The 24,695-nt window shown below is 60.1% G+C and carries 22 protein-coding genes and 5 pseudogenes; 8 read left to right on the plus strand and 19 right to left on the minus strand.

The window, feature by feature from the left end; translation table 11 throughout:
- Window positions 1-21 precede the first annotated feature (21 nt).
- The 5 genes from AB4N76_RS16990 to AB4N76_RS17010 all read left to right on the plus strand — a co-directional run bounded on the left by AB4N76_RS16990 (window position 22) and on the right by AB4N76_RS17010 (window position 4,638).
- Entirely contained in the window at window positions 22-1,905 is a 1,884-nt protein-coding gene (locus AB4N76_RS16990; RefSeq protein ID WP_460163272.1) for a hypothetical protein, read from the plus strand.
- Window positions 1,906-2,104: 199 nt separating this feature from the next.
- Window positions 2,105-2,722 carry a leucine-rich repeat domain-containing protein gene (locus AB4N76_RS16995; RefSeq protein WP_460163273.1) on the plus strand — a complete coding sequence of 206 codons (618 nt, stop codon included), beginning with the start codon at window positions 2,105-2,107 and terminating at the stop codon, window positions 2,720-2,722.
- Window positions 2,719-3,471 (plus strand): leucine-rich repeat domain-containing protein, encoded by a 753-nt coding sequence (locus AB4N76_RS17000; protein WP_460163274.1) that lies wholly within the window; start codon window positions 2,719-2,721, stop codon window positions 3,469-3,471. Before AB4N76_RS16995 ends, AB4N76_RS17000 begins: the two co-directional genes overlap by 4 nt.
- Window positions 3,434-4,342: an NEL-type E3 ubiquitin ligase domain-containing protein gene (locus AB4N76_RS17005; RefSeq protein ID WP_460163275.1), complete on the plus strand. Its 909-nt coding sequence runs from the start codon at window positions 3,434-3,436 to the stop codon at window positions 4,340-4,342. The genes AB4N76_RS17000 and AB4N76_RS17005 overlap by 38 nt, the downstream gene beginning before the upstream one ends.
- Window positions 4,315-4,638, plus strand: coding sequence for a hypothetical protein (locus tag AB4N76_RS17010; protein WP_460163276.1), 324 nt, complete (start codon window positions 4,315-4,317; stop codon window positions 4,636-4,638). The genes AB4N76_RS17005 and AB4N76_RS17010 overlap by 28 nt, the downstream gene beginning before the upstream one ends.
- 84 nt (window positions 4,639-4,722) lie before the next feature.
- Here the strand turns inward: AB4N76_RS17010 and ureC are convergent.
- The 14 genes and pseudogenes from ureC to AB4N76_RS17080 all read right to left on the minus strand — a co-directional run bounded on the left by ureC (window position 4,723) and on the right by AB4N76_RS17080 (window position 17,414).
- Window positions 4,723-6,424 (minus strand): annotated as a pseudogene (ureC, locus tag AB4N76_RS17015) (urease subunit alpha).
- A gap of 169 nt (window positions 6,425-6,593) precedes the next feature.
- Entirely contained in the window at window positions 6,594-6,902 is a 309-nt protein-coding gene (locus AB4N76_RS17020) for an urease subunit beta (RefSeq protein ID WP_460163277.1), read from the minus strand.
- Window positions 6,889-7,433: pseudogene (locus AB4N76_RS17025) on the minus strand (GNAT family N-acetyltransferase). Before AB4N76_RS17025 ends, AB4N76_RS17020 begins: the two are co-directional and overlap by 14 nt.
- Before the next feature lie 6 nt (window positions 7,434-7,439).
- Window positions 7,440-7,973 (minus strand): N-acetyltransferase family protein, encoded by a 534-nt coding sequence (locus AB4N76_RS17030; RefSeq protein WP_460163278.1) that lies wholly within the window; start codon window positions 7,971-7,973, stop codon window positions 7,440-7,442.
- Window positions 7,974-7,982: 9 nt separating this feature from the next.
- Window positions 7,983-8,285, minus strand: coding sequence for an urease subunit gamma (gene ureA, locus AB4N76_RS17035; protein WP_007907366.1), 303 nt, complete (start codon window positions 8,283-8,285; stop codon window positions 7,983-7,985).
- Between the two features lie 158 nt (window positions 8,286-8,443).
- Window positions 8,444-9,284: pseudogene (locus AB4N76_RS17040) on the minus strand (urease accessory protein UreD).
- Between the two features lie 30 nt (window positions 9,285-9,314).
- Entirely contained in the window at window positions 9,315-10,013 is a 699-nt protein-coding gene (urtE, locus tag AB4N76_RS17045) for an urea ABC transporter ATP-binding subunit UrtE (protein WP_046033030.1), read from the minus strand.
- A gap of 139 nt (window positions 10,014-10,152) precedes the next feature.
- A complete protein-coding gene (urtD, locus tag AB4N76_RS17050; RefSeq protein ID WP_460163279.1) occupies window positions 10,153-11,022 on the minus strand; it encodes an urea ABC transporter ATP-binding protein UrtD in 870 nt (289 codons plus the stop codon).
- A complete protein-coding gene (urtC, locus tag AB4N76_RS17055) occupies window positions 11,019-12,098 on the minus strand; it encodes an urea ABC transporter permease subunit UrtC (protein ID WP_460163280.1) in 1,080 nt (359 codons plus the stop codon). Before urtC ends, urtD begins: the two co-directional genes overlap by 4 nt.
- The gene (urtB, locus tag AB4N76_RS17060; RefSeq protein ID WP_046033027.1) at window positions 12,098-13,597 is read right to left on the minus strand and encodes an urea ABC transporter permease subunit UrtB; all 1,500 of its coding nucleotides are present in this window, start codon (window positions 13,595-13,597) and stop codon (window positions 12,098-12,100) included. The genes urtC and urtB overlap by 1 nt, the downstream gene beginning before the upstream one ends.
- A 126-nt stretch (window positions 13,598-13,723) precedes the next feature.
- Window positions 13,724-14,989 (minus strand): annotated as a pseudogene (gene urtA / locus AB4N76_RS17065) (urea ABC transporter substrate-binding protein).
- A 241-nt stretch (window positions 14,990-15,230) separates the two neighbouring features.
- The gene (locus AB4N76_RS17070) at window positions 15,231-15,512 is read right to left on the minus strand and encodes a hypothetical protein (RefSeq protein ID WP_046033025.1); all 282 of its coding nucleotides are present in this window, start codon (window positions 15,510-15,512) and stop codon (window positions 15,231-15,233) included.
- Window positions 15,513-15,687: 175 nt separating this feature from the next.
- Window positions 15,688-16,059 carry a DUF6124 family protein gene (locus AB4N76_RS17075; RefSeq protein WP_046033024.1) on the minus strand — a complete coding sequence of 124 codons (372 nt, stop codon included), beginning with the start codon at window positions 16,057-16,059 and terminating at the stop codon, window positions 15,688-15,690.
- A 785-nt stretch (window positions 16,060-16,844) separates the two neighbouring features.
- Window positions 16,845-17,414 carry a lipid-binding SYLF domain-containing protein gene (locus AB4N76_RS17080; protein WP_046033023.1) on the minus strand — a complete coding sequence of 190 codons (570 nt, stop codon included), beginning with the start codon at window positions 17,412-17,414 and terminating at the stop codon, window positions 16,845-16,847.
- Window positions 17,415-17,856: 442 nt separating this feature from the next.
- Between AB4N76_RS17080 and AB4N76_RS17085 the strand changes: the two genes are divergently transcribed.
- Together AB4N76_RS17085 and AB4N76_RS17090 are read left to right on the plus strand one after the other, a co-directional pair.
- Window positions 17,857-18,627 carry a DUF2092 domain-containing protein gene (locus tag AB4N76_RS17085; protein WP_046033022.1) on the plus strand — a complete coding sequence of 257 codons (771 nt, stop codon included), beginning with the start codon at window positions 17,857-17,859 and terminating at the stop codon, window positions 18,625-18,627.
- Window position 18,628: 1 nt separating this feature from the next.
- Window positions 18,629-19,366, plus strand: coding sequence for a hypothetical protein (locus tag AB4N76_RS17090; RefSeq protein WP_460163281.1), 738 nt, complete (start codon window positions 18,629-18,631; stop codon window positions 19,364-19,366).
- 39 nt (window positions 19,367-19,405) lie between these two features.
- On the opposite strand, the pseudogene AB4N76_RS17095 reads toward AB4N76_RS17090, so the two are convergent.
- The 4 genes and pseudogenes from AB4N76_RS17095 to AB4N76_RS17110 all read right to left on the minus strand — a co-directional run.
- A pseudogene (locus AB4N76_RS17095) lies at window positions 19,406-19,609 on the minus strand (amino acid ABC transporter substrate-binding protein); the annotation flags it as partial.
- Window positions 19,610-19,660: 51 nt separating this feature from the next.
- The gene (locus AB4N76_RS17100) at window positions 19,661-20,671 is read right to left on the minus strand and encodes a FecCD family ABC transporter permease (RefSeq protein WP_046033020.1); all 1,011 of its coding nucleotides are present in this window, start codon (window positions 20,669-20,671) and stop codon (window positions 19,661-19,663) included.
- Complete coding sequence (locus AB4N76_RS17105; protein WP_460163282.1) at window positions 20,668-21,615, minus strand: ABC transporter substrate-binding protein; 948 nt, start codon at window positions 21,613-21,615, stop codon at window positions 20,668-20,670. The genes AB4N76_RS17100 and AB4N76_RS17105 overlap by 4 nt, the downstream gene beginning before the upstream one ends.
- Window positions 21,612-22,400 carry an ABC transporter ATP-binding protein gene (locus AB4N76_RS17110; RefSeq protein ID WP_223525388.1) on the minus strand — a complete coding sequence of 263 codons (789 nt, stop codon included), beginning with the start codon at window positions 22,398-22,400 and terminating at the stop codon, window positions 21,612-21,614. The genes AB4N76_RS17105 and AB4N76_RS17110 overlap by 4 nt, the downstream gene beginning before the upstream one ends.
- Window positions 22,401-22,794: 394 nt before the next feature.
- Between AB4N76_RS17110 and AB4N76_RS17115 the strand changes: the two genes are divergently transcribed.
- Complete coding sequence (locus AB4N76_RS17115) at window positions 22,795-23,112, plus strand: hypothetical protein (protein ID WP_077432408.1); 318 nt, start codon at window positions 22,795-22,797, stop codon at window positions 23,110-23,112.
- An 82-nt stretch (window positions 23,113-23,194) separates the two neighbouring features.
- On the opposite strand, the gene AB4N76_RS17120 is transcribed toward AB4N76_RS17115, so the two are convergent.
- On the minus strand, window positions 23,195-24,571 hold the full coding sequence (locus AB4N76_RS17120; RefSeq protein WP_077432409.1) for a PepSY-associated TM helix domain-containing protein: 1,377 nt from the start codon (window positions 24,569-24,571) through the stop codon (window positions 23,195-23,197).
- Window positions 24,572-24,695: the final 124 nt, after the last annotated feature.

Genomic DNA, 24,695 nt, shown 5'->3' on the forward strand with positions numbered 1-24,695 from the left:
GCCGTGTTAATGAGTGTCGGGATGCTGGTGCTCAATGGTGTCTCGATGTTCGTGCCGGTGCTGGGTGAAATCATGATCGGTGTCATGGCCGGTCAGCTTTTGAACGAGGCATTCGAAGGCGCGATCGAATGGAGCGAGGGGGATCGAAGGGCGGCACTGTCACACCTGGTCGATGTTGCGGAAAACCTGGCACTGATTGCCGTCATGCATGGCGTGGGCAAGGGCGTCGCCGGGCTGAGGGCTGTCAAACCCGAACCCGTGATCGAGGCCTTGAAACCCGTCACGCTACCGACAGGCAAGCAGCGCCTGTGGAAACCGGATATCGAACCGTACAAAAGCGCGGTCCGGCTGCCGGCGGACTCACCGCCCAATGAGCTGGGGCTGCACCGTTTCAACGGTCAGGACATCCTGACGCTGGACAACAATGATTATGTCGTCAGACAAGACCCGGCCAGCGGGGAGCACCGTATCCAGCATCCGACCCGTCCAGAGGCTTATGCACCGAAACTGGAGTACAACGGTGCGGGTGCCTGGAGCCACGAGGGTGAAGAACCCTTGAGTTGGGACGGGCCGATCCTGATGCGCAGGTTGGGCTATCGCACCGATGCGTTCACCGATGCCGAGCTGGAACAGGTACGAATTGCCAGCGGCATGGAACCCGACCAGTTGCGGCAGCTGCATGTTGACCAACAGCCACCCGCGGCGCAGTTGACCGACACCCTGACCCGGTTTCGACTCAACCGGGACCTCGACACCTTCAAGGCACAGATCAGCAGCCTTGATCCGCAGGTCTACGCCAACGCTGATGTGTCCATGCAGTTCAGGCTCATGCGCAGCCAGGAACTGTTGCCGGCCAATCCTGCGATCAATGTTCTGGACAGCAAGGCGAAGCTCATCTGGAAAGATCCCGAAGCCGTCGGCAATCAGTCCTCCGGGGCGACGTTCGTCATGAGTGATCAGGACGCCGCCAACGGCACGATGCTCAAGTCACTGCTGGAAATGTATCGGGCACGCGAGGTCAATATTGACAGGGTGCCGGGTACATCGGACATGACACTGGAGCAACGCGCCACAGAGTTGCGCAAGGAGATCGCTCGAACCGTAACGAACAGGCAGCGCTCATTGTTCGAATCCTTGTACCGGGAACAGGACGGCGGTACCGACGGTGCCGTAGGCCGAATCAAGGTATTTTTCCCTTCGCTGCCCAGCGTGGTGGTGGAGCAAATTCTGGCAGGCGCGACACAATCGGAACGGTTGGCACTGGGTAAATCCGGGCTATTGCCCCAGCGCGTTTACGAGCAGGCCGAATGGGCCCGCCAGGAACGACGGCTGACCCACGCCTACGAAGGGCTCTATCTGGAGAACTCATCGGGTATCGACAGCGAACGCCTGGCCCTGCGCAGTCTTGAAACGTTGCCAGGCTGGCCGAAGGATGTGCGCCTGGAACTGCGCGAATACGGGCCGCAAGGCAAATTGCTGGAGGCGATCGGCCCGTCGCAGACCCCGGCGCGTGCGGTGCTGGTGGTGGATGAAAACTCGGGATTCACCGGGGCATCGTCCTCCAGTCTCTATTCATCCGTCCTGCAAGCACTGACGTTCGGGGAACACCAGGCGATGGGCTTCACACTCGAAGAGGCCGAGCGAATGAAGCAAACGGTGCAACAGCGGCCGCTGTCGCGAGGGGTGTTCCGGGCCGTACTGCAGCGGCATCGAGTGCTCAAGCCCAGCCTCGAGCCAGGCATGAAACTGCTCGGTGGTGTTGGCCCTTCACTGCCCGCGGGCCAACAGGTAGCGAATTTTTCCGAACGCCGCGCGCACGGGTACTCACGCTGTATCCCGACTTCAGCGAAGCCGAGGTTGAAGGGTTCCTGCATTCATTGGGTGACGATGTACGCGGCGGATTGACCCGCACCGAAGCCGAGTACACGACGCTCAAAAACGAGTTGAATTCCTGGGTGCAAGGCCGCGTCACCGCCGAAAGCAGCCAGGTTGTCGCGGGCAAATTCCGGGCGCGCGCGAACGTCAGATAGCCGACACCCTCAAGCGCTGCTGGCGCCGGCAGAGCGGCTCGGAGCTGAGCATAGATTCGCCCGTTGAGCTGCCAGTGCTCAGTGCACAGTTCAGCCATGTCCAGACATTGGCGCTGACGTGGTCGGGCGTACGCAATCTCAATGCCTTCCTGAAGTGTTTCACCGGGTTAAAAACGCTCAGCCTGGAGGGGATGTCCCGGCTGAGTCAGGTGCCTGAGGCATTCGCCGATATGCAGACCCTGACTTGCCTGAGCCTGCGGGGCAGTCGTATCGGGTTTAACGCTCACAATGGCGCACTGCTCGAAAAGTTGAGTGCCCTTGAGGAACTCAACTTGCTGAATACTCCGTTGGGGATCACGCCGGACTTCAGCGCGATGACTCGACTGAAAAAAATCAACCTCAGCGGCACGGGCATAGACGAGTGGCCACTCGGCACCGATCGTCTTCCTGATCTGCAATTGCTGGACTTGCGCGATAACGCGCTGACCGAAGTACCTCAGGCATTGCTCTCTACGGAGGCTGATCAGCTCGAATCGAACGCCAGGGTCAATCGGGTCACGCTTCTGGAGGGTAATCCGTTTACCCGTCAGGGCAGGCAGCGGCTGATGGATTACCGAGAGCGACTGCAAGCGATCAGGCCCGACCTGCTGGAAGGAAGTTCGCCGGGGCGTTCAAGGGGCAGGACACGTTGAGCACCCGGGTTCGCTACCTCTACCCGGCCTTCGACGAGTTTGAAGTGGCCGAATTCCTGCAAACCCATGGGAGCGGGGTCGAAGTGGAGCTTGAACGCCTTGAACGCGAGTATGAGTCGCTGAATCGGCAATTGTCGGCGTGGGCTTTTTCGGGTGGCGGCGCGCGTCAACGCCACGTTCGGGCGGGCCAGATTTCGGAGGGGGTATCGGAGCGGGGAGAGCGATACACCGCCGCTGACCGCATTCGCGAATGCTGGCGACGCCAAGCTCCGCAAAGAAATGCCGTCGACGGCAGCCCGATCGGGTTTGAGCTCGATTTAAGTGGCCAGACACTCGACAGCGTGCCGGATCTGGAAGCCGACTTCAGCCATGTGGGTTCGCTCAAGCTCAGCGGCATGGGGCTGAGTGTTTCACCAGAGGGATTTCTGGCGCATTTCAGGGGCGTGCGCTGGCTGGATATGTCGAACAACCAACTGACCGCCATACCGCCAGCGCTGGACGAAATGAACGGCCTGACGCGTCTGTTTCTGCAACGCAACCGCATTCGCCTGACGGCTGAAACGGCCGGGATACTGGCTCGACGCACGACGCTGCGGGCGATGAACCTGTCTCAGAACCCGTTGGGTATGACGCCGGACTTCTCTCAGATTGCAGATATGCGTTCGCTCCAGCTGAACACCATCGGCATTGATACCTGGCCGCAAGGGCTGGATGCGCAACTCTCTGCTGGATGTCATCGATTTGCGTAACAACCAGATCACGACGTTGCCGGATTCCGTTATCGCGCCTCCCGCCGAACGCCTGGAACATGTGGCCCGCCGCAACAATTTCACGATTATCAGCGGCAACCCGTTGTCCGAGGCCGCGCAACAACAGCTGAGCGCTTACTGGAGTCGCCTTGAGCAAGAGCGTCCGGATGTGTGGGGGCTCAGGCGACCGGGTTTCTTCGAGTATCAAGCCCCGGCCATGCCTACTGAACGGGTCAGGCTCGGAATCGCCCAACGACAATCGGGCGTGCAGCGCTGGGTCACGGACCTGCCCCCTGACCAGGCTGTGCCCCGGCAATTACAGTGGCAGGCCCTGTCCGCACAAGAGGGCGCCAATGGCTTTTTCCAGGTGCTCAACGACCTCGAAGCTGCCGGTGCCGGTCACGCCGACCTGCAACGTCGCGTCTGGGACGTCATCGACACCATCACCGAAGGCAGCCCCGAGTCCGAAGCCCCGCGAGGGGAGATGTTCGAGTGGGCAGGAAGACCGGCCTGTTGTGATCGTGCGGCATTGTCATTCAGTAATCTGGAGATTATGGCGCTGGTCTACCGGGCCCGCACGCTGGCACTGGACGCGGAGCAGGGCGCGGCCCTGCTGAAACTGTCCAGAGGCTTGTTCCGGCTGGACGAGGTCGAAAAAATCGCCCTGGCCGATATCAACAAACGAGTCGCTGCGATCAATGCCAGGAGGGATCTGTCGGCGGCGCAAAAAACCGATCTGATCGACCGGCTGGAAGATGTCGAAGTAAAACTGGCCTACCGGTTTGGTCTCAAGCGATCCGGCTCGAGCTGCCAGGGCAACCTCGCCAAGTCAGGTTCATTGGCTTGGGTAACGTCACGTCAACAACGCTGAACAAGGCCTACGATAGCGTCGTCAAACTCAATGACTCTGCCGCGGAATTCCAGTCACTGGTGGCGAAAGATTTCTGGAAAGACTACGTGACCAACACCTACCGGCCGCAATTCGAAGCGCAGCGTGAACCCTATCAGGACCGCCTGGCCAGTCTGCGTGAAAGCCAGCAGAAGGGCCTGCTGTCCGAGGCGCAATACAAGACGCAGTCCGAAGACTTGGGTGCTCAACTGCAAATTGAAGAGGCTGCACTGATCGAGCAATTCACTCGTGAGGCGTTGGCCAAACACCCGTACTGACGGACAGTAATGTCTGACAAACCATAAAAAGAAAGCGCCTGGATCTGCGCGAGCATCCAGGCCTTTTTTGTGCGGCTCAACTCATCAGAACAGGAAATACCGCTGGGCCATCGGCAGCACGATCGGCGGGTTCGCACCACAGCAAAACGCCGTCGGCCTTGACCCGATACGTCTGCGGATCGACATCAATGTTCGGCAGATAGTCGTTGTGGATCAGGTCGGTTTTCTGCACCTCGCGACAGCCTTTGACCACGGCGATTTCTTCTTCAGGCCCAAGGCTTCGGGCAACCCGGCGTCCGAAGCGGCCTGGCTGATGAAGGTCAGGCTGGTAGCGTGCAGCGAGCCGCCATAACTGGCGAACATTGGACGGTAGTGCACCGGTTGCGGTGTCGGGATCGAGGCATTGGCATCGCCCATCAGGCTGGCCGCGATGGCGCCGCCCTTGAGGATCAGCGTCGGCTTGACCCCGAAAAACGCCGGGCGCCACAGCACCAGGTCGGCCCATTTACCCACTTCGACCGAGCCCACTTCATGGCTGATGCCATGGGTGATCGCCGGGTTGATGGTGTACTTGGCGATGTAGCGTTTGGCGCGGAAGTTGTCGTTGCCCTCGCCATCACCGGGCAACGGGCCACGTTGCTTTTTCATCTTGTCGGCGGTCTGCGCAGGTGCGCGTGATGACTTCGCCAACGCGGCCCATGGCCTGGCTGTCGGAGCTGATCATCGAGAACGCACCGAGGTCGTGGAGGATGTCTTCGGCGGCAATCGTTTCGCGACGGATGCGGCTTTCGGCGAAGGCCACGTCTTCGGCAATGCTCGGGTCCAGGTGGTGGCAGACCATCAGCATGTCGAGGTGTTCGTCGATGGTGTTGCGGGTGAACGGCCGGGTCGGGTTGGTCGAACTCGGCAGCACGTTGGCAGAGCCGCAGGCCTTGATGATGTCCGGGGCATGTCCGCCACCCGCGCCTTCGGTGTGATAGGTGTGGATGGTGCGGCCCTTGAACGCGGCGAGGGTGGTTTCGACGAAACCGGATTCGTTGAGCGTGTCGGTGGGATCGCCACCTGGACGTCGTACTGGTCGGCAACGCTCAGGCAGTTGTCGATGCTCGCCGGGGTCGTGCCCCAGTCTTCGTGCAGCTTGAGGCCGATGGCGCCGGCCTTGACCTGTTCGATCAACGGTTCCGGCAGGCTGGCGCTGCCCTTGCCGGTGAGGCCGATGTTCATCGGGAACGCGTCGGCGGCCTGAAGCATGCGCGCCAGGTGCCACGGCCCGGAGGTGCAGGTTGTCGCGTTGGTGCCCGTCGCCGGGCCGGTGCCGCCGCCGATCATGGTGGTGACGCCGCTCATCAGGGCTTCTTCGATCTGCTGCGGGCAGATGAAGTGGATGTGCGTGTCGATGCCGCCAGCGGTGAGGATCATGCCTTCACCGGCGATGACTTCGGTGCCGGCGCCGATGGCGATGGTGACGTTGGGTTGCACGTCCGGGTTGCCGGCCTTGCCGATGCCCGCGACGCGGCCGTCCTTGAGGCCGACGTCGGCTTTGACGATGCCCCAGTGGTCGATGATTAGTGCGTTGGTGATCACCGGTGTCGACGACGTCCGCGGCCAGCAGTTGGCTCTGGCCCTGACCGTCACGGATGACTTTGCCGCCACCGAACTTCACTTCTTCGCCGTAGGTGGTGAAGTCTTTTTCGACCTCGATCCACAGTTCGGTATCGGCCAGGCGGACCTTGTCGCCGACGGTGGGGCCGAACATGTCGGCGTAGGCCTGTTTGGAAATTTTCATGGGCTTGCCTTGGGATTCAATTGTTTTTGAGACCGCTCGCATAGCTCGCTATCGCAGCCTCGCTGCGCTCGACAGCTCCTACAGGTGTTCACGCAGCCTGTGCGCACGCGGTCCCTGTAGGAGCTGTCGAGCGAAGCGAGGCTGCGATTTTTTGGACGCACTGCAGAAATCAGTCGAGGTCACCCATGATCCGCCCGGCAAACCCGAACACCCGGCGATGCCCGGCCAGGTCGACCAGTTCGACGTCGCGACTCTGCCCCGGTTCGAAGCGCACGGCGGTGCCGGCCGGGATGCTCAGGCGCATGCCGCGGCTGGCGGCGCGGTCGAAGGTCAAGGCGTCGTTGGCTTCGAAAAAGTGGTAATGCGAGCCGACCTGGATCGGCCGGTCGCCGCTGTTGGCCACTTTCAAACTGACGGTGCGACGACCCGCGTTGAGTTCGATGTCGCCGGACTGGATCTGGTATTCACCGGGGATCATCAATGGGCTCCTTGAGAATCTTGTAGTAGAGGGCGGTGGGTTTGTAGCGCCCGCTCGGATCGCAGGCGTAGTCGGGGATTTCCCCCGCCCGGGTGTAACCCAGCGCCTTGTAGAAATCTTCCGCCGGCGACCCCGCTTCGGTGTCGAGGTAAAGCATGCCGCGCTTGTGCTGCAAGGCCGCCGCCTCCAGCGCGCTCATCAATTGCTGACCTAGCCGCGACGGCGCGCGTGCTCACGCACCAGCAGTTTTTGCACTTCGGCGCGGTTCAGGCCATTGGCTTTCTGACACAAGGTCAGCTGCACGCTGGCCTGCACTTGTTCGTCCTTGACCACCACCCACAGCAGCACGTTGCCCTTGTTCAGGTTCTCCTGAACGTCATCGAAATAGGCGCGTGCCTGGGTGGCATCCAGATTCGCCATGAAGCCGACGCTGGCGCCATAACCGACGGCGTCGAGCAGCAGATCAATCAAACCCTGGCGGTAGTGCGCAAAGCTTTCAACATTGACGCGTCGCAGTTGGGCGGCGTTCATCGGGCGTTACTCCTTGCTGGCGACAGGCGGCTCCGCGCCAGGATTGAGGGTCAGTTGCATGAAGGTCAGGTCCAGCCAGCGACCGAACTTGGTACCAACTTGCGGCATCTGCCCGGTGGTGATGAAACCGGCGTGTTCGTGCAGGCGAATGGACGCCGCGTTACCGCTTTCGATGGCCGCAACCATCACGTGTTTGTCGCAGCCCTTGGCGCGCTCGATCAGTACGCTCATCAATTGCGGACCGAGGCCGTTGCCACGCTGGTCGCTGCGCACATAAACCGAGTGCTCGACGGTGTGGCGGAAGCCGTCGAATGGCCGCCAGTCACCAAAGGAAGCGTAGCCGAGCACGTTGTTTTCAGCGTCGACGATCACCAGGATCGGGTAATTCTGGGCTTGCCGGGCGCTGAACCAGGCCTGACGGTTGCCCAGGTCGACGGCTTGTTCGTTCCAGATCGCCGTGGTGTTGAGCACGGCATCGTTGTAGATGTCGCGGATCGCCGGCAGGTCGGCGTGCACCGCATCGCGGATGTGGTAAGTCATGGCGGTTCCTCAGGCGATGGGTTGGTGGACGGTGACCAGTTTGGTACCGTCGGGGAACGTCGCTTCCACCTGGATTTCCGGAATCATTTCCGGGATGCCTTCCATGACTTGTTCGCGGCTGAGCAGCGTGGTGCCGAAGTGCATCAGCTCGGCCACGGTCTGGCCGTCACGGGCGCCTTCGAGCAGGGCCGCGGAGATGTAGGCCATGGCTTCCGGGTAATTGAGTTTCACGCCGCGCGCCAAACGCCGCTCGGCCACGAGGCCGGCGGTGAAGATCAGCAGCTTGTCTTTTTCGCGTGGGGTCAGGTCCATCGTTGGAATCCATCTGGGCAGATAAAAAGTATTTGAGCCTGTAAACACAAAACCCCTGTGGGAGCGGGCTTGCTCGCGAATGCGGTGGGTCAGCCAACATCAATTTGAATGACACACCGCATTCGCGAGCAGGCCCGCTCCCACATTTGGATGGTGTTTCAGGTGCTCCATATTCTTGGGGGGGACCGCTTCCCGGCCAAGCAAGGCAGGCCGGAGCAGTCGCCATAATTCGATCAACCAGCCGCGCGCCAACAGCGCTTCACTGGCCAGGCAACGCGCGACCAACAGCCCTGGCAACTGGGTCAAATCCCCGCGCACGGCATTGGGCAGCGAGCGACAGGTTTCCAGCAGCTCACTGTCGATCTCCCCCGTCACCAACAACGTCGCAAACACCGGTTGCCCGTCCAGCCCGATCGGTGAATCCAGCAAGCCGTCATTGCCGACAATGCGCTGGCGTTCGTGCCAGAGCAACTGACCGTCGCGACGGATGTCCAGCTGTGCCTGGAAATGCCCAAGGTCAAAACGCTCGCCGCTGGCCGGACGGCCCAGCGCCACCACGTCCCAGTAGAACAACCGGGCGTCGCCTTGCAGGTCAATCGAGGTGCTGAGTTCGGCCTGTGCATCGCTGAAGATAATCGTCTCTTGCGGCAACCATTCCAGTGTCGCGCCAGCGCCTACTTTCAAGTCGAGCGTCTGATAGGCGGCCCCCGCCGCGCGATACCACTTGGCCGCGCCGGGGCTGGTGATTTGCGCCCAGGCATCGGTGCCGACACTGGCCGAAATGTCCAGCCGATCACCGCCGGCAATCCCGCCCGGCGGATGAACGATAATGTGCTGGCACACCTCGGGACCTTCGGCATACAGGTGCTTTTGCACCCGCAGCGGGCCTTTGTGGCGGCGCTGAACCGGGCGCGTGCTGTCGCCGAATCGGGCGTAACCCAGCTCCAGTTCGGCGTGCCAGCTTGGGGTAAACAGGGCAGTTGAGGCAGGTAAGTTCATATTTTTTAATTATCGTTAGGACGCTACAGATTAGATCGTTACCAGACCGCGTACACCTTCGGCTTCCATATTTTCTCCGCGACCTTGCTGCACGATTTCACCCCTGGACATCACCAAATATTGATCGGCCAGTTCAGCGGCGAAATCGTAAAACTGCTCCACCAGCAAAATCGCCATGTCGCCGCGGGCCGCGAGTTTCTTGATCACCGCGCCAATCTCCTTGATCACCGACGGCTGGATGCCTTCGGTGGGCTCGTCGAGAATCAGCAACCGTGGGCGGCTGGCCAAGGCCCTGCCGATAGCCAGCTGCTGCTGTTGCCCGCCGGACAAGTCGCCGCCGCGCCGCTGTTTCATTTGCAGCAGCACCGGGAACAGCTCGTAGATGAACGCCGGGACTTCCTTGGCTTCGCTGCCGGGAAAACGCGACAGCCCCATCAACAAGTTTTCTTCCACGGTCAGCCGGCCGAAGATTTCACGGCCCTGCGGCACGTAGGCGATGCCGGCATGCACGCGTTGGTGCGGCTTGAAGGAGGTGATCGGTTTGCCTTCCCAATTCACCGCACCTTCCTTGGCTGGCAGCAGACCCATCAGGCACTTGAGCAGCGTGGTCTTGCCCACCCCGTTGCGGCCGAGCAGGCAAGTCACTTCACCCACCTTCACCTCAAACGTCAGGCCCCGCAGGATGTGACTACCGCCGTAATACTGGTGCAGCTTGTCGACTTGCAGCATTTCTGAATTCCTTCTGTTTCACACAGAACCCTGTGGGAGCGAGCTTGCTCGCGATAGCGCCGGTACATTCAATATTGATGTCGACTGATACACCGCTATCGCGAGCAAGCTCGCTCCCACATAAAGCAATCCCACCGAATCAGCGACCGAGATAAACCTCGATGACGCGTTCGTTCTCCTGCACCTGTTCCAGCGACCCTTCGGCCAGCACGCTGCCCTGGTGCAACACGGTGACGTGGTCGGCAATCGAGCCGACGAAACCCATGTCGTGCTCCACCACCATCAGCGAATGCTTGCCGGCCAGGCTTTTGAACAGCTCGGCGGTGAATTCGGTTTCGGCGTCGGTCATGCCCGCCACCGGTTCGTCGAGCAGCAGCAGTTGCGGGTCTTGCATCAGCAGCATGCCGATTTCCAGAAACTGCTTCTGACCATGGGACAACAAACCCGCCGGACGATTGACCGACGTGGTCAGGCGAATGGTTTCCAGCACGTCAGTGATGCGATCTTTCTGTTCGCCACTCAGGCGCGCGCGCAGGCTGGCCCACACCGACTTGTCGGTTTTCTGCGCCAGCTCCAGGTTCTCGAACACGCTCAAAGCCTCGAACACCGTTGGCTTCTGAAACTTGCGCCCGATGCCGGCCTGGGCGATCTGCACTTCGCTCATCTGCGTCAGGTCCAGGGTTTCGCCAAACCAGGCCTTGCCGTGACTCGGGCGGGTCTTGCCGGTGATCACGTCCATCAGCGTGGTCTTGCCCGCGCCGTTGGGGCCGATGATGCAGCGCAGTTCGCCGACGCCGATGTACAGGTTCAGCGCGTTCAGCGCTTTAAAACCGTCGAAGCTGACGCTGATGTCTTCCAGGGTCAGGATCGTGCCGTGGCGGGTATCGAGGCCCGGACCGACGCGTTGGCCAAGACCAATGGAATCGCGGCTGGTGCCGGCATCCTTATTCGGTTCCACAGGAAAAAAAGCAGGTTTGAGCATGAATTCCGCCGTCGGTGTGATTCTCATTGTTCGCCCCTTTTCTTCAGCAGACCGATCACGCCTTTAGGCAGATACATGGTCACGACGATGAACAGGGCGCCGAGGAAAAACAGCCAGTATTCCGGGAACGCCACGGTGAACCAGCTCTTCATACCGTTGACCACGCCGGCGCCCAGCAGCGGGCCGATCAAGGTTCCGCGACCACCCAAAGCGACCCACACCGCCGCTTCGATGGAGTTGGTCGGCGACATTTCACTCGGGTTGATGATCCCGACCTGCGGCACGTACAGCGCCCCGGCCAGTCCACACAACACCGCGCTCACCACCCACACAAACAGCTTGAAACCGCGCGGGTCGTAGCCGCAGAACATCAGGCGGTTTTCCGCATCGCGCAGCGCCGTCAGCACCCGGCCGAACTTGCTCTGCGCCAGGCGCCAGCCGATGAACAAACTGGCGACCAGCAACACCACCGTGGCAAAAAACAACACGGCGCGGGTGCCCGGTTCAGTAATGCCGAAACCGAGAATGGTGCGGAAATTGGTGAAGCCGTTGTTGCCGCCAAACCCCGTTTCGTTGCGGAAGAACAACAGCATCCCGGCGAAGGTCAGGGCTTGGGTCATGATCGAGAAATACACGCCCTTGATCCGCGAGCGGAAGGCGAAGAAGCCGAACACCAACGCCAGCAACCCCGGGGCCAACACCACCAGGCACATCGCCCAGAGGAAGCTGCTGGTGCCGGTCCAGTACCACGGCAATTCAGTCCACGACAGGAACGTCATGAACGCCGGCAAGCCATCGCCCGAGGCCTGGCGCATCAGGTACATGCCCATCGCGTAACCGCCGAGGGCGAAGAACAGGCCGTGGCCGAGGGACAGCAGTCCGGCGTATCCCCAGACCAGATCGAGTGCGAGGGCGACGATGGCGTAGCAGAGGATTTTGCCCACCAGCGTCAGCGTGTAAGCCGACACGTGAAATGCACTGTCCGCCGGCAACAACGACAGCAGTGGCAATGCCAGCAACAGAACGAGGACGACCGCACCGACGGCAATCGTGGCGGTGGGGCCGGCCTTTTGTGTGGCAGTAACGAGCAGGGGCTGGTTCATCAGTCGATCACCCGTCCTTTCAGTGCGAAGAGGCCTTGCGGACGCTTCTGGATGAACAAAATGATCAGCGCGAGGATGAGGATTTTGCCGAGTACGGCGCCGATTTGCGGTTCGAGAATCTTGTTGGCAATCCCCAGGCCGAACGCGGCCAATACGCTACCGGCCAACTGACCGACACCGCCGAGCACCACCACCAGGAACGAGTCGATGATGTAGCTCTGGCCGAGGTCCGGGCCGACGTTGCCGATCTGGCTGAGGGCCACGCCACCAAGGCCTGCAATGCCCGAGCCGAGGCCGAAGGCGAGCATGTCCACGCGCCCGGTGGGTACGCCGCAGCACGCGGCCATGTTGCGATTCTGGGTGACGGCGCGCACGTTCAGGCCCAGTCGTGTCTTGTTCAACAACAGCCAGGTCAGCACCACCACAAACAGCGCGAAGGCGATGATGACGATGCGGTTGTACGGCAGCACCAGATTCGGCAGCACTTGAATCCCGCCCGACAACCACGCCGGGTTGGCCACTTCAACGTTCTGCGCACCGAACACCAGGCGCACCAGTTGAATCAACATCAGGCTGATGCCCCACGTGGCGAGTAGCGTTTCCAATGGGCGGCCGTAGAGGTGACGAATCACCGTACGCTCCAGCGCCATGCCGATGGCGGCGGTGACGAAAAACGCCACCGGCAAGGCAATCAGCGGGTAGAACTCGATGGCCTGCGGAGCGAAGCGCTGGAACAGCATCTGCACGACGTACGTCGAGTACGCACCGAGCATCAGCATCTCGCCGTGCGCCATGTTGATCACGCCGAGCAGGCCGAAGGTGATCGCCAGGCCCAGGGCGGCGAGCAGCAAAATCGAACCGAGGGACATGCCGCTGAACGCCTGACCGAGCATCTCGCCGATCAGCAGTTTGCGTTTGACTTGGGCCAGGCTGGTTTCGGCGGCGGTGCGCACCGTGGCGTCGGCTTCGACACCCGGTTCCAGCAGGCTTTCGAGGCGAGTGCGGGCCAACGGGTCGCCGGTTTCACCCAGCAGCCGAATGGCGGCGAGGCGTACAGCCGGGTCGGTGTCGACCAGTTGAAGGTTGGCCAGCGCCAGGCTGAGTGCGGCATGGACGCTTTCGTCCTTTTCGCCGGCCAGTTGCTGATCGAGGAATTTCAGCTGCGCGGGTTTGGCGCTTTTCTGCAATTGCTGCGCGGCGGCCAGACGGGTTTTGGCGTCGGCGGCGAGCAATTGGTGGCTGGCCAGTGCGGTGTCGATCAGACCCCGCAGGCGGTTATTCAGGCGCAGGGTTTTGGCTTGGCCGTCGACGGTCAACTCACCTTGTTGCAGGGCGTTGATCAGTTCGACACGGGCCGAATCGGGCTGCGCGGCCCAGGCTTCCAGCAGTTTGGCTTGCTGCACGGGGTTGGCGGCGACGAAGTCTTCGGCGTCGCTGGCGTGGGAAACCATCGGCAACAGCAAAAAAGTTATGGTGAGAAGCAGGCGATAAAGGGACATAGCTACGTCCTGAAAGGCGACGATGGACCCTGTAGGAGCCGAGATTGCTCGCGATGGCGGTGTGTCTGACGTACCGCAATCGCGAGCAAGCTCGGCTCCTACAGGGTTAGGGCTTATTCCCGGGAATCAGTTGCTCTTCATCGCGTAGTCAGGCTTTTTGTCGTTGCCATCGATAAACGGGCTCCACGGCTGGGCGCGGATCGGCCCTTCGGTCTGCCACACCACGTTGAACTGACCGTCGGCCTGTATCTCGCCGATCATCACCGGTTTGTGCAGGTGGTGATTGGTCTTGTCCATGGTCAGGGTGTAGCCGGACGGCGCGGCAAAAGTCTGGCCGGCGAGGGCTTCGCGGACTTTGTCGACGTCGGTGGACTTGGCTTTCTCAGCCGCTTGCGCCCACATATGAATGCCGACGTAGGTGGCTTCCATCGGGTCGTTGGTCACCGCTTTGTCGGCGCCCGGCAGGTTGTGCTCTTGGCGTAGGCTTTCCAGTCGGCGACGAATTTTTTGTTCTGCGGGTTCTCGACGGACTCGAAGTAGTTCCACGCCGCGAGGTTGCCCACCAACGGCTTGGTGTCGATGCCGCGCAGTTCTTCTTCACCCACCGAGAACGCCACGACCGGCACGTCGGTGGCTTTCAGGCCCTGGTTGGCCAGCTCTTTATAGAACGGCACGTTGGAGTCGCCGTTGACGGTCGAGATGACGGCAGTCTTGCCACCGGCCGAGGAATTTTTTGATGTTGGCAACGATGGTCTGGTAATCGGCGTGGCCGAACGGGGTGTAGACCTCTTCGATGTCCTTGTCGGCCACACCTTTGGAGTGCAGGAACGAACGCAGGATTTTGTTGGTGGTGCGCGGGTAGACGTAGTCAGTGCCCAGCAAGAAGTAGCGCTTGGCGCTGCCGCCTTCTTCGCTCATCAGGTATTCAACGGCGGGGATCGCCTGCTGGTTCGGTGCGGCGCCGGTGTAGAACACGTTCGGCGACATCTCTTCGCCTTCGTATTGCACCGGGTAGAACAGCAAGCCGTTGAGTTCTTCGAACACCGGCAATACCGATTTACGCGACACGGAAGTCCAGCAACCAAACACCACGGCCACTTTGTCCTGGGTCAGCAACTGCCGGCCCTTTTCGGCAAACAGCGGCCAGTTCGACGCCGGGTCCACGACCACGGGCTCCAGCATCTTGCCGTTCACGCCGCCCTTGGCGTTGATCTCGTCGATGGTCATCAACGCCATGTCTTTGAGCGATGTTTCAGAGATCGCCATGGTGCCGGACAACGAATGCAGAATACCGACCTTGATGGTCTCGGCGGCCTGGACGGTCCAGGTCATGCCCATCGCGGCAATGGATGCCGAGAGTGTGAAAGCCTTGATCAAGCTACGACGCTTCATTGTGCGATCTCCATGAACTTATGAATTTTCTTGGTGGGCAGATGCGGACTACTGAAGGGTGTTTTGCAAGGGCTGTGCCCGGTCGGCGAAAGGCAGGGAATGTCGGTTTAGAGCGGTCGCGCGTGGTGACGGCGCACCACGAAGGGACGAGGGCGGGGCGGTGGTGCGAGGGTATGCGTCATTGTGGTGCTGCCGCTTGGCGGCAGCGGTGATGCAGAAGGGCTCAGTTAGGGCCGGGATATTAGTTGACGTACTGGATGGTGAAGTCGGGATATGAATCGACGATCTGTATTTTGTAATCAGGGTAGCTATCGACGATTTCCCACTCACCCGGCGAGTTCGCGTAAGAGTTGACGGTCTGCACCTCCAGATCAGGATAGGAGTTCACCACCTGCACTTTGTAGTCCGGGTAGCTGTCGACGAATTGGATCTTGCCGTAAATATTCGAGACATCGACGGTAGTGCCGGCTAATGCAGCGTTGGAGCCGAATACCAGTAATGATAGGAAAACAGTTTTCAACATGAGGCTCATCCTGAGAGTCGTGAGACAGGCAGTGTAGGGAATGTTGGGCCCGGGTGGGAACGAGTATATTCAACATCGCGGTGATTTTGATTTGTGTCGGACGCGGGATCTGTGGGCGACGATCAACCCCTGTGGGAGCGAGCAAGCTCGCTCCCACATTTTTTTGTGCGGTGTATCAGGTGGGGACGACGTTATCCACCGCGCGGTTCACGGCCAGTTCCGCGAGCATGATGATCTGCTGGATCGCCATCGCCTTGTGGCGTTGCGGGCCGATCAGGTCGGTGGCGAAATCGCTGGCCATGACGCTGGCGGATGCCAGGGATTCACAGGCGTTGACCAACAGGCTTTCGGTGTCGTTGTTCGGGGCGATCATGAACATGGTGCTGGGGCGGCGGGGTTTTTCGGTGTAGTGCGCCGGGGGATCGAGGTAGTAGTCGAGGGCGCGCTTGATGGCGTCGCGGTCCCTGAGCAGATCTTCGTCGCGAGATGTTTCGGGATCGGAGATGGTGGTGTCGATGGGTGGATCTGGAACAATCTTCTTATTCATGGCAATGATTCCCTTGAAGCAATTGGAGCCATCACTTGTCGTTTCTCACGCGACGAAGGGGTGGCAGCTATGTGCGGAGTGAGAAACCGGTAGGAATCAACCCGGCCGAACCGAAGTCCGCCCGCACACAGCCGCCATAGTCATTGCCGGCAGCGGATAAGCTGGCGGCAATTATGGTGGAGCTAGCGTTAGATTGAAACCTGGCCGGGTTCTCACACCCGATCACTGAGTCTTCAGTGACAGCCCCAGACTAGACAGCTCACGTCCGACGAACAACCTGAAAAACCCGTGGGAAACGTCTGGTATTTTTGCATTCGAATAAACACACATAAACAAGCCCGGAACTACAAATCCCCTGCGGGAAGGGGCTTGTGTGTATTGGCATGGACTTGACCACCCATTTGCTTTGCCCCTGACCGGTCAATTGCATCCGTGCTGACCAATTGTTTGTATTCGACTTGACCAGCACACGCCGTAGTGACGACCGGCAGAGAACGCCCCATTGCTGCCCTCCGCTAAGGGCAGCCAGGGACTGTGGATTCAGCAGGTCGATGCAACACAACTAAATGCTGTGTAAGTAGAAGGCGTGTTGCAGATGAAAGAGACCTCGGATCTATTACACCGAAAGCCAGAAAAAACTGATGTGGGATCACTGGCAGTAAGGCGACTGCTCTCCAGCAGATCGCCCAACTATTTGATCGAAACCATTCATCGATACAGCGCATCTTGGCGCAAACAGGGGGTGTCAGTTCAACTAAGCCCCTCCGGTACGCAGGACATGCTGGTTAGCGACTGAGCTTGGTAATTTTTGAACCCTGCAATCCCAGCCCGGCCATTAAGCCCTTTTGATCAAAGATGAACGCATAGACATCGGACTGAGCCGTTGAGGTAGTCATCGACTTGGCCATGCCTGAATCTACGACCACGATGCTTGGGCCCACGCCGACCTCAAATCCATTAACATTTTTCAGATCGTTCATCGCTGAATAGGTCATGAAGAACATCACGTAACCAAACCTCTGCACGCCCGCCTGAAGGCCGTATGAGGCTGCTGTGGTGGCGTAGTATCCCGTGACTTTTCCGTTCTCGATCAATTCGCCTTCGCCATGATGTGCGCCGGCGATGAGGCCCGCTTTCAGCACATCAGGGAAAACGAGGATACCCTTGGCTCGCTGCGCGAGGGCGCGCGCTTGCGGCGTTTTGGTATACAAACTCTGTAACGCCGCCTTCGCGTCGCGGTCCATTTCCGCGTTAGCAGCCTTCGCACTAGAGGCGGAAGTTGATTGATTCATTTGGCAGCCCGCAGCGATCGCGAAGATTGAAATCATTGCGATCATTCGAAGGTATTTGGTCATGAGCAATACTCCGTTTCTGTACCTGCCGTTGAGGAACCTGCGTGGCGACAGCCGTTGCGGCTCAAAGACCGACGGGGTCGACCTTTCACTTAGACTGTAATCCTATTAAGCGGTTGGTCAAATGCTATGCGAATTGATAACAGGGACATCCGGTGGACTGATGGCTTTTTATTGCTTGATGCAAAAAACACCGGTAAACGAAACTGAGGTGCCGGTGGTTTTCAGCGCTGTAAACAGCTGTCGCCCCATGCCGGGATGACTCCGATGGCACTCGGACAGCGCGGGTTGAGCCGGTGACGAGGCCAACACCAAACAACATTCAAACCCGCAAACCGACGAGACCCGCCTTAGTGGCGTTGTGGTCAATGGCGAACTAGGCTCAGCCAGCAGTCATGTGAATAGGGCGTTGTTTCACATCAACGTCGAGCCAGGAGTGGGATGTATGAAAGCCAGCACGCGTGTTTTCTGCCTGATGTTCTCCGTGGCCCTGGCATCCGTGGCCCATGCAGAGGATCCGCCCGCGACGCCGAGCAACCCGCTAATCAACACGCGTGTTGTCGACAAGCTCATTGATATGGGCAATTACCTGCGCAGTTTGCCGAAGTTTCAGGTGGACGCCGAAGTGACGCGGGACTCGGTTCTTGAGTCTGGGCAGAAGATCAAAACCCAATCCACCAATACGCTGAAAGTCCTCGACCACAATCGGTTTTACGCTAAGGCAGACGGCGACGTGCGCAACCGGGAGCTGTTCTACAACGGCAAGCAGCTGACCCAATACGCCCCGTTCCTCAAGTACTACACAACAGTAGACGCGCCGCCAACACTGTCCGAAGCCCTGCACCTGTTCGAGGAACATTACGGTATTCAAGTGCCCATGGAGGACCTGTTCCTGTTCGGCAGCGATCAGTCGCAAATTGATGCACTCAAGGAAGCGGCCTACGTTGGGCCTTCGACGATCGACGGCAAGCTGTGTGACCATTTGGCGTTCAGGCAGGAGGGCGTCGACTGGCAGCTGTGGATCACTCGTTCGCAAACACCGCTACCGTGCAAGCTGGTGATTACCACCACCGATGCACCCAGTTTTCCGGAATACAGCGCGGTATATCGCTGGAATCTGAAACCGCAGTTGAAGGAGTCAATGTTCACCTTCAAACCGGGTAAAGGCGATGCAGCTATTCCGTTGAAAAAAGTGGCTGAGCAGGGAGGGCAATGACATGAAACGCACATTGGCGTGGAACCTGTTGTTTGCGTTCGCAACCGCATCGGTACTCACCGTCGGTGCAATCCCCATGGCCGATGCCAGACCACAACGTGCTCAAGGGCAGGCCAAGACTTCGGTGAACCGGCCACCGCCAGCCAACGCGCAAAGGGCTCAACGGGTCAATCCGCCACAGCAACGCGCGAACACTGCCAAACCGAGTAATCGCGCCAACGCAGGGGACAAAGCCAATACGGGTCAACGCGCCAATGCGGGGAATAACGTCAAGGCCGAGAACCGTGCCAATGCGGGGAATAACGTCAACGCCGAGAACCGCGGCGATACGGCGAACAACCTCAATGCGACCAACCGTACTGGCAATAATGTGAATGCCGGCAACCGCACCGCTGCCGGGAACAACGTGGGCAACCGGGCCAACGTCAACAATGGCAACGTCAACCGCAACGTCAACAATGGCAACATCAACCGTAACGTCAACGTCAATGCGGATGGTTACGGCCACTATGACGACGATGATGACTTCGATAATCCGCTCGCGGCGGCATTAGTGGTAGGCGCTACGGTAGCGGTCACCGCAGCGGCTATCGGGTCAATCATGGAGCCTGACGAAATGCCCAACGATTGCTCGCAGGTCATGCGCAACAACACGACGTATTTACAGTGCGGGTCGACCTGGTATCAGCCACAGTATCAAGGGAGCAACGTGAACTACGTTGTGGTTCCAGCGCCCTGAAGCAAAGCGCGGGCCGTTGGGGTACTGGTTGTCGAGGAAGTTCTTGAGTGTCATCCGCTCGGCGAGCATCGCATCGGCCTTGCCTTTGGCCGCCAGCTTGAGGCCTGCGGTGGTGGAGTCGACGGTGATCAAGGTGGCGACCACGCCCAGCAGTCGCATCTGCTGTCGGATCCACTCCTCGGTCACGCCTCCCGCTACGGAGTCATACGTCTGGTTGGCCAGTCCCCGATTGATGTGCCGTCGTCTTCGCGAGCAGGCTCGCTCCCACAGAGTTCAGTGGTGTTCTTTTGAACGTCAACGGCGGCGCATCAGACCGATGAAGAACAACCCGCCAATCGCCGCCGTGGCCACGCCGATGGGCAAGTCCTCGGGGGCGATCAGGGTGCGGGCGGCGACGTCGACCCAGACCAGAAACACGCTGCCGAGCAACACGCACACCGGCAACAATCGCCGGTGTTCGGCCCCGACCAGGCGCCGCGCAATGTGCGGCACCATCAGCCCGACAAAGCCGATGGACCCGCTGATCGACACCAGCACCCCGGTCATCAGTGATGCAATCAAAAACACCCGCAACCGCACGGTGCGCGCATTGAGCCCCAGGGTCACCGCCGTCTGTTCGCCCGCCATCAACGCATTCAACGGTCGGGCCATGCCCAACAGCAATACCAGCCCCAGCAACACACTGGCCGCCGGCACCGCCAGTAATTCCCAACGCGCCAGCCCGAGCCCGCCGAGCATCCAGAACATCACCGCGGAACTGGCACGGTGATCGCCCAGAAACAGCAGCAAGTTGGCGATCGCCATCATCACGAACGACACCGCCACACCGCACAGCAGCAACCGGTCACTGTCCAGTCGCCCATTGCGGTTGGCGATCATCAGTACCAGCAACATGCTCACCAGCGCGCCGATAAACGCGGCCATCGGTAAGGTCAGCAGGCCGACGATTTCACCGACATGCAGCACCACAATCACCGCGCCGAGGGTGGCACCCGAGGTCACGCCGAGCAGGTGCGGGTCGGCCAGTGGATTGCGCGTCACCGCTTGCAACACCGCGCCAATCAACGCCAACCCAGCGCCGACCAACGCACCGAGCAACATGCGCGGCACACGGATCAACCACACAATGTGCTCCTGCCCGGCGCTCCAGTTCACGTCGCCAACACCGAATGCCTTGTGCAGCAAAATCCGCCACACCACGTCCACCGGCACCCGCGCCGGGCCGAAGCCCAGCGACACCACGCACGACACCAGTAACAACGCGCCGAGGGCCAGCAGCAACAACGTGTAACGATGGTTGATCATTTGCCGTGGAAACCTTTGGCCAGGCTTGCGACCGCCAACACGTTGTCGATGCCCGGCGTCGCCTGCACGTAGGGAATGATGATGAAGCGCTGGTGCTTGATCGCGTCCACTGATTGCAGCGCTTGATTGTTGAGCAGGAATTGCACCTTCTGTTCGGCGGTGACTTCGCCGTAGTCGACGATCACGATCACCTGCGGATTGCGCTCGACCACGTTCTCCCAGTTGACCCGGGTCCAGCTCGCGTCGACGTCATCGAGAATGTTGCGCCCGCCCGCCGCATCGATCAGCGCTTGCGGCATGCCGAGGCGGCCGGAGGTCATGGCGCGGTCTTCACCGCTGTCGTAAAGGAACACGCGCGGTTTGTCCGCCGGCAGGTCCTGGCGCACCTCGTCGACTTGCGCCTGCATCTGCGCGATCAAGGCGTTGGCGCGGTCCTGCACGTCGAAGATTTTGCCGAGGTTGCGCAGGTCGTTGTAGGTGTCTTCCAGGCTGGCGGCGGGGCGCCTCATCACGAACGCGCAGGACTCGGTCAGTTCATAGACGTTGATGCCCAGCGGTTGCAGGGTTTGCGGCGTCAGGTCGCCGCCCACGCGCATGCCGTAATCCCAACCGGCGAAGAAGAAATCGACGTTGGCGTTGAGCAGGGTTTCCACCGACGGGTACTTGGCCGCCAGCTCTGGCAAGCCGTCGAGGATGCTCTGCATCTCGGGCGTCACCGACTTCCAGCCAGTCACGCCGCTGTAACCGGCCATGCTCGGCTTGAGGCCGAGGGCGAGCATCATCTGGGTCATGTTGATGTCGTGGCTGACCGCGTGTTTCGGCGCGTGCTGGAAGGTGACTTCGCGATTGCAGCTTTGAATCGTCAACGGGTAATGAGTGGCCTCGGCCAATGCCTGGGCGCTGCCCAGCAACAGGGCGGCGCACAGCAGGGAACGCAAAGTCATGGTTGGGTTATCCAGGTGATTCGTGGGTAGCCGTGCAGGGGGTGTTCATCGATCAAGGCGTCGACGCCGAAGACGTTGCGCAGCAATGCCTCGGTGAGCACTTCCCGGGGTGTGCCGCTGGCGACGATGCGGCCGTGATTGATCACGTACAACCGGTCACAGAAAGCGGCGGCCAGGTTGAGGTCGTGGATGCTCGCCAGGGTGCCGATTTGCAGGCGTTTGACCAGTTGCAGCAATTGGAGCTGATAGCGCGGGTCGAGGTGATTGGTCGGCTCGTCGAGGATCAGCAGTTGCGGTTGCTGGGCCAGGGCGCGGGCGAGGATCACGCGTTGTTTTTCGCCGCCGGAGAGGGTGGCGAAGGCGTGGTCTTCGAAGCCTTTTAGGCCTACCGATTCCAGCGCCTGGGTCACGAGGTTCCGGTCATCCAGGGTGTCGCCATCGAACAGGCCTTTGTGTGGCGTGCGGCCCATGGCGACAACTTCGTCGACGGTCAGGCCGAACGCGTCCGGGAATTCTTGCAGCACCACGGCGATGCGTTGCGCGCACCAGCGCGAGGACTGTTTCCAGACGTTTTGATGGTCGAGCCTGACCTCGCCGCTTTCGGGTTTGCTGAAGCGCCAGGCACACCGCAGCAGGCTGGTCTTGCCGCTGCCATTGGGGCCGATCAACCCGACGAACTCACCGGCGGCCACGTGCAAGGAGGCATCACGCAGCTGGAACTGGTGATGACAATGGCCGTGGCCCAAGGGTGTCCAGGCAAGGTGGGAGAGGTTCAGCGAGGTCATGCGTTTGCTCGGAGATATTGGGTTTTGCTGATGGCGCCATCGCGAGCAAGCTCGGCTCCTACAGGGTCACGCAGCGCCATCGCGATACGGGTTCATGCAATTCCTGTAGGAGCCGAGCTTGCTCGCGATGGGGTCTTAGGGTCTTAGGGTCAGAGCGTCATTTTGCGTTACACAGTAACACTAAAAATGACCGCAAGATAAGCGCGGGGAGTCTACAGACCTCTCTAATCCGCGCATCTCGCCTGTTTCATGATGAAGATGAGACCGATTCAGTTTGCTGGTTTGAGATTCATTCAATCGCCAAAGGTTATGCCGGACTGTCATTTGTGACAGTAGACCGTGGTCCTCGCGAGCGTTAGCGTTAAATCTCTTCATGGGCAGAGAGATACTGATCATGCCGATCTTCACCATCACAACATTGGCCTGTGTGCTGGTTCTATGGAGCGCTGCCGCGGCCACTGCCGGACAAGACTGCATCAGCGCCTGGAAGCAGAATCCTGTTAGCCAAAGCTGCAAGGAGTACTCAAATGCTACCTCGCCAGATCAGGTCGTGCCGATGGTCATCGACCTGCAGAATGGCCAGTGTCGAATGACCGTTACTTGCGAGAATCAGTACGGTGGTGGCGTACCCAATCTGTCCCGGGACATCGACATGGACGCATTGAGTAGTGTCCACAATTGCAACGGCTACCTTCAGGTTGATCCTTGCTGAGGCGGGTAACTTGAACGGGGCCAGAGCGAGCACCAGCCCCTGTTCCTCATGTTGCTTGCACGGTTCGGTATCCGTTCATTACTCAGACAACCGGGCCCGTTTCAGTTTGTCGAGTCAGGCGTGCCAGCAGCACCCGGTCCAGCGCCCAGACCACCACCATGGAAGCCCCCACCAGCGGGAACATCACGCCCAGTGCGAGCATGATGACCGTCGCGGTTTTCCACTTCGGCAGGTCGTGGCGCAGCGGTGGAACGCCGAACTTGCCTTGCGGACGGCGCTTCCACCAGATCACCACGCCGCTGACGGCGCTGAGCAGAATCATCAGGCAAATCAGCAGGACGATGATCTGGTTGACCACGCCGAACATCTTGCCTTCATGCAGCATCACGCCGATTTCGGTGGCGCGGGCGACGGTGCCGTACTGTTCGAAACGCACATCGGCGAGGACTTCACCGCTGTATTGATCGACATGCAGCGTGGCGTCGTTGCGCGGGTCGTCGGCGAACACGGCGATGGTGAACACGCCCGTCGCGGTTTTCGGGAAGGTGATGCTGTAACCCGGCTCGACGTTGCGTTGCTCGGCGATGTCCTGCACGTCTTGCAGGCTGATGGTCGGTGCGGCGGGGCCGGCTTGCGTGCCGCCGTGGGCCATGTGTTGGGCGTGGTCGCCAGACATCGGCATCGGCGTGTTTTCCATCGCCCACGGCACGGTCTGGCGCGTGGCGGTGTTGAGGCTGCGGGCCTGTTCATCGGATTTGGGCACGTTGTCCCACATGGCGGCCGGGAACACGTTCCAGACGCCTGCGTATTTCTCTCCCCAGAAACCGGTCCAGGTCATGCCGCTGAGCAACATCACCAACAGCAACGACGCGCCCCAGAAACCGGTCACGGCGTGCAGGTCACGCCACAGCACACGTCCGCGACTGCTCAGGCGCGGCCACAAAATGCCCGCTGCCTGGCCGCGCGGCCACCACAGGAACACACCGGACACCACCAGCACGATGCCCCAACCGGCGGCCATTTCGATCAGTCGATCACCGACGGTGCCGATCATCAGCTCGCCGTGAATCGCCCGTGCAATGGCTTGCAGGTTCTTCTTGGCGTCTTGCTCACCGAGGATGTCGCCGTGGTACGGATCAATGAACACGTTCAATTCGGTGCCGCCGTTGATCACGACGAACTGAGCGCTGCGTTCGGCGTTGACCGGCGGCAGGTACTGTTTGATCGTTGCCTGTGGATAAGCCTCTTTCACGCGCTTGAGCAGGTCATCGGCGGACACGGTGTGGTGGCCGGCCGGGACGTTCATCAGGCTGCCGTACATCAACGGATCGAGTTGCGGTTTGAACAGGTAGAGAGTGCCGGTCAGGGCCAGCATCACCATAAAAGGCGCCACGAACAGACCGGCATAGAAATGCCAGCGCCAGGCCAGGTTGTAGAAATTCACTTTGGGCTGTTTCATCACGTGTGCTCCGCTTTGGCTTGGGTCTTTTAGTTGTTTTGTTTGCGGTTGCTTCGCAACCGATCGCGGGCAAGCCCGCTCCCACATGGACGGTGGTGTTCCTGTGGGAGCGAGCTTGCTCGCG

The organism is Pseudomonas sp. S2_F03, assembly GCF_054668335.1.